Source organism: Iodidimonas muriae, assembly GCF_014647255.1.
GTDB classification, from domain to species: domain Bacteria; phylum Pseudomonadota; class Alphaproteobacteria; order Sphingomonadales; family Rhodothalassiaceae; genus Iodidimonas; species Iodidimonas muriae.
Genome location: NZ_BMOV01000002.1, coordinates 242,051 through 254,524, shown reverse-complemented (window position 1 = coordinate 254,524; position 12,474 = coordinate 242,051). Strand labels below are relative to the sequence as shown.

The following is a 12,474-nucleotide window of genomic DNA, read 5'->3' as shown; positions in this document are numbered from 1 at the left end:
ATGCCGTTACTCTCTTTGCACAGTCCTCTTGGGGACCTGACCCTGTTTGAAGAAGATGGTGCGCTTGTGGCACTGGATTGGGGCTGGGGTGCGGATCAAGCCCCCAGTGCCCTTTTGGAAGAAGCCTGCTCCCAGTTACACGCCTATTTCGATGGCACACGCACCCATTTTGATTTGCCCTTTTCCCCACAAGGGACCGATCATCAAAAAGCCATTTGGGCAGCTATTTCCACCGTCCCTTATGGCACCACCATCAGCTATAAAGAACTGGCGGAAAAAACCGGATCGGTCGCCCGCGCTGTTGGGGGAGCTTGCGGGGCCAATCCTTTGCCCATCCTTATTCCGTGCCACCGTATTCTCGCCGCCGATGGCAAGCTCACTGGATATTCCGGCGAAGGCGGTGTGGAAACGAAACAGGCGCTTTTGCGCCTTGAAGGGATAAACATCCCCCATCAACTAGACCTTTAACACGCTTCCCTTTTCAATTTTGCCAAGTGGAGATCTGAAATGCCGGCCAAATATATCACCCTGAACGCAAAAGACGGGTCTGGGTCCTATACAGGGTATCTCGCCCTTCCCGACTCTGGAACCGGGCCGGGGGTCGTGGTGATTCAGGAAATTTTCGGCATCAACACACCCATGCGCGAAATTTGCGATCAGTTGGCCAATCAAGGCTATATGGCCCTGTGCCCGGATTTCTTCTGGCGACAAGAGCCGGGTATTCAACTGAACGACAAAATACAAAAGGACTGGGATCGCGCCTTTGAACTCTATCAAGGCTTTGATGTGGATAAAGGCATAGACGATATTCAAACAGCCTTGTCCTGGTTACGCAAAGCCGATGGCTCCAATGGAAAAGCGGGTGTTATCGGCTATTGCCTTGGCGGGTTTCTCGCTTATTTGTCCGCATGCCGGACCGATGCCGATGCTGCTGTCGGCTATTATGGCGTCAGCATCGATAGCAAATTGGATGAAGCCGACAATATCAAAGGACATCTTCTTTTGCATGTGGCCACAGAAGATGAATTTGTCGACAAAGCGGCACAACAAGCCATGCACAATGCTCTGGATAACCATCCCCACATCACACTCCATGACTATGAAGGCATGAACCATGCTTTCGCCCGCCCGGGTGGCACGCATTATGATGAAAAAGCCGCTAAAAAAGCCAATGACAGAACGCTGGAATTTTTAAAAACCCGGCTGGGATAAATTTTAGCAATAGCTTTCCAAGAGGGCGGTGTTTGTTTCACGTGGAACATATGCCGCCCTTTCCTTATGGGATAGGCCACAACCATATTTAGAACCAAAATCTTGGCGGCTGGGCAATAAAAAGCCCCGCCATATTGGCAGGGCTTTTAAATAATTGGCCGAGAAATTTCGGCTTATTGGTTCATCGAGGTAAAGAAATCCTCGTTGGTTTTGGTTTCTTTAAGCTTTCCAACCAGGAATTCGATGGCATCGGTGGTGCCCATAGGCTGCAATATACGCCGCAAAACCCATGTTTTGGCCAATTCCGCTTTGGGGATCAGCAATTCTTCTTTCCGGGTTCCGGACTTCAGGATGTCGATAGCCGGGAAGACTCGCTTATCAGCAACTTTACGATCCAGAACCAGCTCGGAATTACCGGTTCCCTTGAATTCTTCAAAGATCACTTCATCCATGCGCGATCCGGTTTCAATAAGGGCCGTGGCAATGATCGACAGTGATCCACCTTCTTCGATATTACGCGCCGCACCAAAGAACCGTTTGGGGCGCTGCAGGGCATTGGCATCTACACCACCGGTCAACACCTTGCCAGAGCTGGGAACCACGGTGTTATAAGCGCGGGCCAAACGGGTGATAGAATCAAGCAAGATCACCACATCTTTTTTGTGTTCCACCAGGCGCTTGGCTTTTTCGATCACCATTTCCGCCACCTGAACATGGCGGGTTGCCGGTTCATCAAAGGTGGAAGACACCACTTCGCCCTTCACAGAACGTTGCATATCCGTCACTTCTTCAGGCCGTTCATCGATCAACAGCACCAAAAGATACACTTCCGGATGATTGCGGGTGATGGCTTTGGCGATATTTTGCAAAACCATGGTTTTCCCGGTGCGCGGCGGCGCCACGATCAAGGCACGCTGACCTTTTCCGATCGGCGCCACCAGATCAATGATGCGCGGTGTCAAATCCTTGACGGTGGGATCTTGCGGGTCCAAAGACAGCCGTTCATCGGGATAAAGCGGCGTCAGATTGTCGAAATTCACCTTATGACGGGCTTTTTCCGGCTCGTCAAAATTGATGGTATTCACCTTCAAAAGCGCAAAATAGCGCTCGCCATCCTTTGGCGCACGAATTTGCCCTTCAACCGTATCACCGGTACGCAAACCAAAGCGGCGAATCTGGCTGGGACTGACATAAATATCGTCCGGTCCTGCCAGATAATTGGCTTCGGGCGACCGCAAGAACCCAAATCCGTCTTGCAAAATTTCGATAACCCCGCCGCCGGAAATATCTTCGCCCCGTTCGGCCAGGTTTTTCAAAATGGCAAACATCATATCCTGTTTGCGCATGGTGCTGGCATTTTCAACGCCATGTTCCTCAGCGAGAGACAACAGCTCACTGGGGGTCTTGTTCTTTAGGTCTTGCAGATTCATGAAGTTGTGACTCTGAGCGAGGTTAAAAAACCAAACGCTTTAGGATGAGGAGACATTGGATAAGGCGGGAACTTCAATCAGCCTTATAAATCAGGATCAAGATTATATGAGGCTAATTTCAGAGACGGTGCGGCACATCCAATTTTATGAAGATAAAATCCTTCATACAGCTATGCCACTTTCCCAGAACGCTATCATCTGGATTTGGCAAGTCAAGAAAAATAATTCCATTGCCGTTCGGAAAACGCGCCTCATCTTATCAAGAACTATGGATAATCCCTTATCATCAAAAGGGTTTTACAATCACAAGAATGACAATCACAATGGTTGAAAGCGTCGGAATTTCATTCACCAGACGATAAAATTTTGAACTGTGGCTGTTTTCGCCGCGGGCAAAGGCTTTCCGCCAACGGGACAAACCATGATGCAACAGGGTTAATCCCACCACGAACAGCAATTTTACATGCAGCCAGATTTCGGAAAAGCCATAGGACATTGCCAAAGAAATACCAAAAACCCATGTGGCGATCATCGCCGGGTTAATGATGATTCTCAGAAGTTTACGCTCTCGTTCTTGCCATTTCCGGTCTTCGTCCGAGCCAATGTCAGCCTCGGCATGATAAGCAAAATAGCGCGGTAGCATAAACATGCCGGCCATCCAGAAAATCACCGAAATCAGATGCAGGGCTTTCACCCATAAATAAAGCGTCCCGTCCATAATGGAAAAGTCCTTTTAGGCCGCTTGATCCGGCCAACCGTGTAAAAATGCCGCCAAACGCTCCACATGATCAACCGGAGTATAGGGCACAAAGCCGTGGCCCAGATTGAAAATATGCGGACGGTTTGAAAGGGCGTTCAAAATACGCGTTGCTTCCTTTTCCATCAAAGCCCCACCTGCCACCACATATTGCGGGTCCAGATTGCCCTGCACAGCCAATCCTTTTGGCAAGGTTTCATCAGCAAAAGACAAAACCATACCACTGTCCAAAGAGACCGCATCCACGCCGCTGCGTTCGGCAAAACGCCCCAGGAGAGGCCCCGCACCGCGTGGAAAGCCGATAATGGGAACATCCCCAGCCGCATCCTTCAAACGCGCCACCAGACGCCTTGTGGGCTCGATGACAAAGCGTTCAAAGGCTGGTTCGGGCAGATTGCTGGCCCAGCTTTCAAAAATCTGGATCACCTCTGCCCCGGCTTTGATCTGGCCCATCAGATAGGTGAAGCTGGCATCTTCCAGAATTTTCAAAAGCGCATCAAAGCCTTCGGGATCAGAAAAAGCCCAGGCTTTGGCTGCGGCCTGATCATCCCCGCCGCGTCCGGCCACCATATAGCTGGCAACGGTCCAAAGCCCGCCGCAAAAGCCGATCAAAGCCACATGGTCGGGCAAGGCACCAGCAACTTGGCGCACCGTTTGATAAACCGGGGCCGCCCGGTCATCCAAGCGCTGGTGCGACAAACGGTGGAGATCTTTCACGGACCGGATGGGATCGAGAACCGGCCCTTCGCCCTGACGGAAATCCAAATCCTGCCCTAAAGCATGGGGAACGATCAGAATATCGGAAAACAGGATCGCTGCATCGGTGTTCAACCGTTCGACCGGCTGCAACGTAACCTCGGTGGCCAAATCCGGTGCATAAACCAGATCGAGGAAAGATCCGGCTTTTTCACGGACAGCCCGATATTCCGCCAGATAACGTCCAGCCTGACGCATAAACCAGAAAGGAGGGCGGGTTTCGCGCTGACCTTGAAGAACATTGAGAAGGGGTTTTGGGCTCATTGCCGCTCCGATTTGGCTATCCACCACTTACTATCTTTTAAAATAAAGAGGTAGTGATGGTAGTGAATCCCTGTGGGTAACGGGGATGAAATGTTATCCACAGAATGATCTACAGTTTGTGGATCGTTATTTCCAGTAGGAAAACCGATTGGAAAAGCGTTTGGATTTCGAGGATTCTTTTTGAAAAACGGGACGGAAGAGAGTGATATTTCAATGAATTCTGTTTTGAAAAGCCAGCCAAACAGGGAGGCTTTGAAAAAACAGAGGCGAAAAATTATCCACAAAATTTTGGGCTGGTGATAACTGATAACGAATATGGGAGAAAATCCTTCAACTTTGCCCAAATGTCCCGCACTCTCGAAAACGACAAAAGCATTCAAAAGTTATCCACAGGGTTATGACATTGGGAACAGCCATGTCCGATTTACAGCGGTTTCATCTTCATTTGGTTTCCGATTCCACCGGGGAAACACTGGAAGCCATGGCCAAGGCGGCTTTGGTACAGTTTGAAAATGTGCGGGCCGAAAAGCATATGTGGCCGATGGTGCGCACACCGCGCCAGATGGAACGTATCATGGAGTTTGTCGAAGATCGCCCCGGTCTGGTGATGTATACTTTGGTGAATGAAGATATCCGGCGTGAACTGACCCGCCGTTGTGCGGCTTTGAATATTCCCCATGTGTCGGTTCTGGATCCGGTCATTGAATCCCTGGGGCAGTTTTTAGGGGCGCGGTCACGCGGGCTCCCCGGCCGCCAGCATGAAATGGATCGCCATTATTTTGACCGCATCGATGCGTTGCATTTCACCATGGCCCATGATGACGGGCAATTGGCAACGGGGTTGATGTCGGCGGATATCATTCTTGTGGGGGTGTCGCGCACATCGAAAACCCCCACCAGCATCTATCTGGCCAATAAAGGCTTTAAGACCGCAAATGTGCCTTTTGTTCCCAATGCGCCCCTGCCGCCCGAATTAGAAGGTCCCCTGGATGCCCTTGTGGTTGGTCTGACCGCCAGCCCGGATCGTCTGGTTCAGGTTCGTACAAATCGCTTGCGCACCATTAAAGAGGCGCCGTCCACCAGCTATGTGGATATGCAGGCGATCAAAGAGGAAGTGTTGGCCTGCAGGCGGTTATGTAGCGCCCATCAATGGCCGGTGATTGATGTGACCCGCCGCTCTATTGAAGAAACGGCAGCGGCGGTGTTGCGTCTCCATTCTGCACGTGAAGCGGGTCTGTCTGATGGGGGAAAATAATCCGGCGCTTATTTTGGCGTCCCGGTCCCCTGCCCGTGCCCATTTGCTAAAAAGTGCCGGTGTGGCTTTTCGTCAAATCGTAAGTGCTGTGGATGAAAGCCGGATCAAAGCACAGATAAGGGATCAAGGCGGGGCGGTGGACCAGATTGCTCCGGCGCTTGCGGCTGCCAAAGCAAAAGCGGTGTCCAAACTCCATCCCGATGATTGGATTATCGGTGCGGATCAGACGCTGCTTTATAAGGAAAACCTGATTTCCAAAGCGGCCAATCGGCAAGAATTGCGTGCCCAATTGCAGGATTTGCGCGGCCAGAGCCACCATTTGCACAGCGCGGTGGCCCTGATACAGGGCGGGGTTTGTGTGTGGTGTACGGATTGTTTTGTCAGCCTGTCCATGCGGAATTTTAGTGATGACTTTCTGGGTCACTATGTGGATCAGGCTGATGAGGAGCTGTTGCAATGTGTGGGCGGCTACCGGCTTGAGGCCGAGGGCGCGACATTGTTTGAACGCATCGACGGGGATTATTTTTCCGTTCTCGGCTTGCCGCTTTTGCCCTTATTGGGTGCCTTACGAGATCATGGGATCATGGCGCAATGAGCATTGGATCACAAAATGCCGCCGCAGCGGGGAAACTGGCTGGCGTGATGGGCTGGCCTATCGGACATTCCTTGTCACCGCTTTTGCACAGATATTGGCTTAATCAATTGAATATAAAAGGGGATTATATTCCCTTGATGATCCGGCCGCAACATCTGGAAGCGGCGCTTCGGTCGCTTGTGCCTATGGGGTTTTCCGGGGTCAATGTAACGGTTCCCCATAAGGAAATGACGGCAAAACTGGTGGACCGTCTTGATCCTTTGGCGCGGCGTATCGGGGCCGTGAATACGGTCATCGTGGATCATAATGGGCGATTGTTTGGCCGGAATACCGATGCCGGTGGTTTTCTTGCCCATTTGCAGCAAAGTGCGCCCCAATGGCGTGCCAAAAATGCGCATAGTCTTGTGCTGGGCGCGGGCGGTGCCGCAAAAGCGGTGGTAGTGGCGCTTTTGGATGCAGGAGCGGCGCAGATCTATATCGCCAACCGCACTCAGGAACGGGCTCAATCATTGGTGGCGGCACTGGATGACAAGCGCGTGGTTGCCGCAGGCTGGCAAGATCGCACGGCCTTGTTGAAAGATGTGGATTTGTTGGTCAACAGCACCAGCTTGGGCATGGTGGGGCAAGCGCCTTTGGATATTTCCCTGTCTTTGATGCCTTCCGGATCGGTGGTTTATGATCTTGTCTATCGCCCCTTGCAAACAGAGCTTTTGAAAAAAGCGAAAGCGCGTGATCTGGTTGCTGTGGATGGGCTGGGGATGTTGATCCATCAAGCCGTTCCGGCCTTTGATGCCTTTTTCGGACAAAAACCGTCTGTGGATGCGCAGGTTCAGGATCTTTTATTGAAAGCTTTGGACGGAGATTGAATCCGTGATTGTTTTGGGGCTGACAGGGTCCATTGCCATGGGCAAAAGCGAGGCGGCGCGCATGTTGCGCCGCTTTGATATTCCGGTTTTTGACTCCGATGCGGCCGTTCATAGCCTGCTGGCAAAAGGTGGCGGGGCGGTGGATGCGGTGGCGGCGGCTTTTCCCGGTGTTAAGCAAAACGGGGCGGTGGACCGTAAGGCCTTGGGGGCGCAGGTTTTTGGCAAGCCGGATAAACTGGCGCAATTAGAGCAGATTTTGCATCCCAAAGTGTTTGATGCGCAAAGGCGGTTTTTAGCCGATGCGGATCAAAAGGCATCTTTTTTGGCAGCGCTGGATATTCCGTTATTATTTGAAACCGGGGGCGAAGCGAAAGTCGATCGGGTTGCAGTGGTTTCCGCCCCGGCGCCTGTGCAAAAGGCGCGGGCATTGGCAAGGCCAGGGATGACAGAACAGCGATTGAACGCTGTGCTTGCGCAACAACTGCCCGATGCGGAAAAACGCCGCCGCGCCGATTATATTTTGAATTCAGGGGATGGAAAACGGCTCATGCTGCGCGATATTACCGCTATGCTACGTGATCTTCAGGACGTGAAGGCCGGTGTTTGGCCCTGGCCTGTTACGGATGATCATTGGCCCACTCTTGCTTTGCCTGCCGACAGGAAACCGCCCCATGCGTGAAATTGTGTTTGATACGGAAACCACCGGTCTGGACCCGTCACAAGGGCATCGTCTGGTGCAGATCGGCGCGGTGGAACTGATCGACTTTCTGCCCACCGGGCGTGAATATATGACGCTTATCAATCCCATGCGCCCAATGGACCCCGGTGCCGCGGCGGTGCATGGCATTACCGATGCCATGCTGGAAGGCCAGCCCATCTTTGATGCGGTGATCGATGATTTTCTGGCCTTTGTGGATGGGGCCAATCTGGTGGCACATAATGCCGATTTCGATATGAAATTTCTCAATTTCGAATTGAAAAAAATCCAGCGTCCCGTGCTTCCGAAAACGCGCTTTGTCGATACGCTGGAAATCGCCCGACGGCGCTTTCCGGGGCAAAAATTGTCTTTGGATGCGCTGTGCAAGCGGCTGGGCGTGGATAATTCCATGCGAGAACACCATGATGCTCTGCTCGATTGCCAGATATTGGCAGAAGTTTATCTGGAATTACGCGGCGGACGGCAACATGGCCTTGGCTTTCAGGCGGGTGGGCGTACCAAGAAAAATCTGGCCACAAACGGCCCCGCTTTCGATAAACCGATCCGTCGCGATCCCCGCCCCCATGCCCCCAGTGAGGCGGAATTGGCGGCTCATCAGGCTTTTATCAAGCGTTTGAAATCTCCCATTTGGGAACATTAGGGGCCAAACATATCCCCTATGCGCTTGATGCAGAATTTGGGGGCTGGCTCCATATAAAAAGGCCGGAGACACTGCCCCCGGCCCTTTCTTTTATAACCGACCCTAAGATCAGGCGTTGCCTTGCGGCTCGCCCAGATCAATCTCGCCAAGGCTTGTGGCTCCGCTTTGCTGGGGCTGCTGTTGTGCTGCCGCGGCACGCTGTTGCTGATACAGCGCTGCAAAATCGATGGGGTCCAGCATCAGAGGCGAAAAGCCACCATCGCGCACCGTATCGGCAACGATCCGGCGGGCAAAGGGGAACAGGATATGCGGGGCCTGTACCAGCAAGAACGGCTCAATCATGTTTTCAGGCAGGTTGCGCGCCCCGAACAGGCCCGCATAAAGCAGTTCCACGGCAAAGGCGGTGTCTTCGCCAACTTTTGATGTGGCGGTCACTTTCAAATCCACTTCATAGGCTTCGTCACCCATACGCCGCGCCCCCACATTGACATTCACTTCAATGGCGGGTTTGGGGCTTTCGGGGTTCGACAGGGCCTGGAAGACCTTGGCAGCATTGGGATTCTCGAACGAGAGATCCTTCACATATTGCGCCAGCACGGCGGCTGCCGGCCCTGCCTGTGCTGTCTGCTGATTTTGTGCCGCGCCCTGTGCGCCACCGTTTGTTTCGTTTTCCGCCATGATCTGACGTTCCTTCAACTGATCTGCGTTTTCAAAATATATTCTGTCTGATTGAGCAACAGTCATGGTGCTGCCCTTTCAGGATCGCGATTTCGCTAGCACGAACCGGCGGGCCAGACAACCTTCAGGCCACCGGAGGACCGCCTCTCTTTATCGGAGCCGGTCATTAGGGCCGCTGTCTTCGGGCTTATGCGTGTCGGACTGTTCCCAAAATTCGCCTTCAATAACCACATGGGCACTTCCGGGGCGGCTATGGCGAAAAATACGCAAGGCGATCCATGTGCGCAAAGGTGGAATAAGTAACAAAGCGCCCAAAAAATCGGTGAGAAAGCCGGGGATCAACAGCAACAAGCCAGCCAGAGCCAACATTGCTCCATGCATCAATTCCATGACCGGAGCCCGATTGGCGCCCAGTTCGGCACGGGCGCGGCGTATGGTCTCCACGCCTTGGGCGCGGACAATGGCCACACCGATAGCGGCCGTGGCAAGGATAAGAACCAGCACGGGAAACGCGCCAATGTCTTCACCGACAGAGATAAAAATACTGATTTCCACCAGCGGTGTGAGAATAAGAGAAAGAAGGAAGAGCAGCGCCATGCTTGTCCTTTCGGGGCGAGAGGCTTATCTATCGTGCGTATTCGTCTATAGATGTAGGCATAGAAACGGCAATGGCAATCTGTCCTTGGGGTAAAGCCGTCTCATGATATCATAAGACGGACCGATCAAAAGCAGTACCACATTCAGGATTTTGGAATGGGCGAAGGTTTTCAATTTATCGATATCATTTTGCTGGCCATGGTGGCGGGCTTTATCGCATTGCGTTTACGCAGCCTTCTAGGGCGGCGGACCGGCGAAGAGCCTGAACATCGCCCAGATGGCAGCGCACCTCATGTGGGTCAGCCCGATGTTGGCGATGACCCCGTGGCAGCCCGGATGGATCGGGAATCCGTTGTGCGGCTGGAAGCAAACCCCGCCCTGCGCAAAGCCTTTCGCGCCATGCAAAAGGTGGACAGCTATTTTGATGTGGATGCCTTCATCGATGGGGCGCGGTCGGTTTATCCCATGGTTTTGGAAGCCTTTTGGCGGGGTGACCGCGAAGAACTGCGCGGGCTGTTGAATGATGATGTTTATGAAGATTTCAACGCCGCCATCACCGCACGGGAAGAGGCTTCCCAAACGGCGCAGGGCCGGGTGCTTGATCTTGTGGATGTCCGCATCGAGGATGCCAAATTAGTCGGATCGGTGGCGGAAATTACCGTGGCCTATAAGGCGGAAATCGTTCTGGTAACGATGAATGACCGCGATGAGGTGATCGAGGGCAATAGTTCGGACACCGTGATGGTGAATGATGTCTGGACCTTTGAACGCGATTTGAAATCATCGGACCCCGCTTGGCTTTTGGTGGCCACCCGTTCCGAGTGATCCCGTTCCATTAGGCTTTGTGATGCTTCAAAAACGCACCCTTATCGGTTTGTTTCTTGTTTTGGCCGGTCTGGGTGCATTTTTGTGGCTTGTCTTTGGCTGGCCCTATGAAAAAGGCCCCAAGCCACAAGCAGGCATAAGCTGGTCACAGGCCCGGTGGAGCGATCTTCCCGGTTGGGGCACCGATGATCTGTCCTCCGCCCTTGCCGCATTCCATAAAAGTTGCGCCCGCCGGCTTGACCTTCCCGAAGACCGTCCGATTACCCCGTCTTCTGTGGGGGGTGTTGCGGGTGACTGGGCAGAGCTTTGCCAGGCGGCCTTGGCATTGGATAACGGGGAAAGAGAGCAGATCAGGGCGTATTTCGAGGAGGGCTTTACGCCGGTGGCGGTGATGTTTGATGGCTCTTATCAAGGGCTGTTCACCGGCTATTACGAGCCTTTGATACATGCCAGTCGAACCCCTGATGCCGCCCATAATATTCCACTTTATCGCCGCCCGCCAGAGCTTGTTACGGTAGATTTGGGGCATTTCCGCAAGGATTTGGCCGGTCGCCGCATCGCCGGTGAAGTGGTGGATGGGCGCCTGCGCCCCTTTGCCAGCCGTGCCGAGATCGAGGCCGGTGCATTGGCAAACCGTGGTTTGGAATTGCTGTGGGCCGATGATCCGGTGGATGTGTTTTTCTTGCAAATTCAGGGGTCTGGCCGGGCACGCTTGCCCGATGGTTCGGTGATTGCATTGGGCTATGATGGGCCCAATGGCCATGCCTATACGTCCCTTGGCCGCTTGATGGTGGCGCGCAAGATTTTACCGCGCGAGCAGATTTCCGCGCCCGCCATCGCTGATTGGTTGCGGGACAATCCGGTGGCCGGGGCTGATCTGATGGCGGAAAACGCCTCTTATGTGTTTTTCCGCCAGATTGAAGGCGATGGCCCATTGGGTGCAGAAGGTGTTGCCTTGACAGAGGGACGCAGCTTGGCGGTGGATCGCGCCTATCTGCCTCTTGGCGCGCCCTTGTGGCTGGATACCACCTATCCCGATCCTGAAACGCCGGGCAATCCGCCGCTGCCCCTGCAGCGCCTGATGATCGCTCAGGATACCGGTGGGGCCATTCGCGGCGGGGTGCGCGGTGATGTCTTTTGGGGATTTGGCGAAGAGGCTGCATATATCGCCGGGCATATGGCCAATAAAGGCCGGTTCTGGCTGCTTTTGCCAAATGCTTTGGCGGACAGGCTGCTTCATGCTGCGGAGCCTTCCGCATGACCCGCCGCCGCAAGAATTATATCAGCTCTGATGATCAGAAATTATGGGACAGCATCATTCGCGATGTACGCCCCTTGAAAGACCGTCCGGCGACCCCGCCCTTGCCCAAAAACAGCCATCCGGGCAAAGGGGCGGCGCGGGCAGCCGGGGATGTGATTTCGCAACGTATGTCGGCATTTGGCTATGATGTGAAGCCTCAAGAGATGGGCCCGCCCGCCGCGCTTGTTTCTCCGACATTGGATCGGCGGCAACAACGCAAATTGGCCCGGGGACACAAACCGATCGATAGCCGTATCGATTTGCATGGCCTGACGCAGCAAAAGGCTTTTACGCGGCTTTGCGGCCATATCGCATCGGCCGTTTCGCGCGGTGAGCGGGCCGTTTTGGTTATTACCGGGAAAGGCGGACGGCATCGGGCGCAATTGGGTGACGATCCGGTGGCTTTTCGCCGCCGCGACAGTTTTGACCTTGGCTCTGGCGTTTTAAAGCGGATGGTGCCGATCTGGCTGGAATCGCCGCAGCTATCGGCCCTTGTGCACAGCTATGGCCCGGCCCATGACAATCATGGTGGCGACGGGGCGCTTTATGTGTTGTTGCGCCGCCGTCGCTAGAATTATAAG

The 12,474-nt window shown here is 53.6% G+C and carries 16 protein-coding genes; 10 read left to right on the top strand and 6 right to left on the bottom strand.

What is annotated here, in order from left to right; all coding sequences use genetic code 11:
* Together IEX96_RS03635 and IEX96_RS03630 are read left to right on the top strand one after the other, a co-directional pair.
* The gene (locus tag IEX96_RS03635) at positions 1 to 468 is read left to right on the top strand and encodes a methylated-DNA--[protein]-cysteine S-methyltransferase (RefSeq protein WP_150004287.1); all 468 of its coding nucleotides are present in this window, start codon (positions 1 to 3) and stop codon (positions 466 to 468) included.
* Between the two features lie 39 nt (positions 469 to 507).
* The gene (locus IEX96_RS03630; RefSeq protein WP_150004286.1) at positions 508 to 1,212 is read left to right on the top strand and encodes a dienelactone hydrolase family protein; all 705 of its coding nucleotides are present in this window, start codon (positions 508 to 510) and stop codon (positions 1,210 to 1,212) included.
* Positions 1,213 to 1,385: 173 nt separating this feature from the next.
* On the opposite strand, the gene rho is transcribed toward IEX96_RS03630, so the two are convergent.
* The 4 genes from rho to IEX96_RS03610 all read right to left on the bottom strand — a co-directional run bounded on the left by rho (position 1,386) and on the right by IEX96_RS03610 (position 4,799).
* Positions 1,386 to 2,642 (bottom strand): transcription termination factor Rho, encoded by a 1,257-nt coding sequence (rho, locus tag IEX96_RS03625; RefSeq protein ID WP_149999973.1) that lies wholly within the window; start codon positions 2,640 to 2,642, stop codon positions 1,386 to 1,388.
* Positions 2,643 to 2,928: 286 nt separating this feature from the next.
* On the bottom strand, positions 2,929 to 3,360 hold the full coding sequence (gene hemJ / locus IEX96_RS03620) for a protoporphyrinogen oxidase HemJ (protein ID WP_150004285.1): 432 nt from the start codon (positions 3,358 to 3,360) through the stop codon (positions 2,929 to 2,931).
* Between the two features lie 15 nt (positions 3,361 to 3,375).
* Entirely contained in the window at positions 3,376 to 4,419 is a 1,044-nt protein-coding gene (gene hemE / locus IEX96_RS03615; protein ID WP_150004284.1) for a uroporphyrinogen decarboxylase, read from the bottom strand.
* The gene (locus IEX96_RS03610) at positions 4,416 to 4,799 is read right to left on the bottom strand and encodes a hypothetical protein (RefSeq protein WP_150004283.1); all 384 of its coding nucleotides are present in this window, start codon (positions 4,797 to 4,799) and stop codon (positions 4,416 to 4,418) included. Before IEX96_RS03610 ends, hemE begins: the two co-directional genes overlap by 4 nt.
* A gap of 35 nt (positions 4,800 to 4,834) precedes the next feature.
* On the opposite strand from IEX96_RS03610, the gene IEX96_RS03605 reads away from it, so the two are divergent.
* Genes IEX96_RS03605 through dnaQ form a run of 5 tightly spaced genes read left to right on the top strand, consistent with a single transcriptional unit; the run spans position 4,835 to position 8,493 of the window.
* Positions 4,835 to 5,674, top strand: coding sequence for a pyruvate, water dikinase regulatory protein (locus IEX96_RS03605; RefSeq protein WP_150004282.1), 840 nt, complete (start codon positions 4,835 to 4,837; stop codon positions 5,672 to 5,674).
* Positions 5,661 to 6,269, top strand: a complete 609-nt coding sequence (locus IEX96_RS03600) for a Maf family protein (RefSeq protein ID WP_150004281.1) — start codon at positions 5,661 to 5,663, stop codon at positions 6,267 to 6,269. Before IEX96_RS03605 ends, IEX96_RS03600 begins: the two co-directional genes overlap by 14 nt.
* The gene (locus tag IEX96_RS03595) at positions 6,266 to 7,135 is read left to right on the top strand and encodes a shikimate dehydrogenase (protein WP_150004280.1); all 870 of its coding nucleotides are present in this window, start codon (positions 6,266 to 6,268) and stop codon (positions 7,133 to 7,135) included. The genes IEX96_RS03600 and IEX96_RS03595 overlap by 4 nt, the downstream gene beginning before the upstream one ends.
* Before the next feature lie 4 nt (positions 7,136 to 7,139).
* Positions 7,140 to 7,814 carry a dephospho-CoA kinase gene (coaE, locus tag IEX96_RS03590; RefSeq protein WP_150004279.1) on the top strand — a complete coding sequence of 225 codons (675 nt, stop codon included), beginning with the start codon at positions 7,140 to 7,142 and terminating at the stop codon, positions 7,812 to 7,814.
* The gene (gene dnaQ / locus IEX96_RS03585; protein WP_150004278.1) at positions 7,807 to 8,493 is read left to right on the top strand and encodes a DNA polymerase III subunit epsilon; all 687 of its coding nucleotides are present in this window, start codon (positions 7,807 to 7,809) and stop codon (positions 8,491 to 8,493) included. Before coaE ends, dnaQ begins: the two co-directional genes overlap by 8 nt.
* A 108-nt stretch (positions 8,494 to 8,601) precedes the next feature.
* On the opposite strand, the gene secB is transcribed toward dnaQ, so the two are convergent.
* Both secB and IEX96_RS03575 read right to left on the bottom strand, forming a co-directional pair.
* Positions 8,602 to 9,171: a protein-export chaperone SecB gene (secB, locus tag IEX96_RS03580; protein WP_150004277.1), complete on the bottom strand. Its 570-nt coding sequence runs from the start codon at positions 9,169 to 9,171 to the stop codon at positions 8,602 to 8,604.
* A 150-nt stretch (positions 9,172 to 9,321) separates the two neighbouring features.
* Positions 9,322 to 9,768 carry an FxsA family protein gene (locus IEX96_RS03575; protein WP_150004276.1) on the bottom strand — a complete coding sequence of 149 codons (447 nt, stop codon included), beginning with the start codon at positions 9,766 to 9,768 and terminating at the stop codon, positions 9,322 to 9,324.
* Between the two features lie 156 nt (positions 9,769 to 9,924).
* Between IEX96_RS03575 and IEX96_RS03570 the strand changes: the two genes are divergently transcribed.
* The 3 genes from IEX96_RS03570 to IEX96_RS03560 are packed head-to-tail and all read left to right on the top strand — an operon-like array spanning position 9,925 to position 12,465.
* Positions 9,925 to 10,593: a Tim44/TimA family putative adaptor protein gene (locus tag IEX96_RS03570; RefSeq protein ID WP_188873488.1), complete on the top strand. Its 669-nt coding sequence runs from the start codon at positions 9,925 to 9,927 to the stop codon at positions 10,591 to 10,593.
* Positions 10,594 to 10,615: 22 nt separating this feature from the next.
* The gene (gene mltA, locus IEX96_RS03565) at positions 10,616 to 11,854 is read left to right on the top strand and encodes a murein transglycosylase A (RefSeq protein ID WP_188873487.1); all 1,239 of its coding nucleotides are present in this window, start codon (positions 10,616 to 10,618) and stop codon (positions 11,852 to 11,854) included.
* Complete coding sequence (locus tag IEX96_RS03560; protein ID WP_150004272.1) at positions 11,851 to 12,465, top strand: Smr/MutS family protein; 615 nt, start codon at positions 11,851 to 11,853, stop codon at positions 12,463 to 12,465. Before mltA ends, IEX96_RS03560 begins: the two co-directional genes overlap by 4 nt.
* Positions 12,466 to 12,474 lie beyond the last annotated feature (9 nt).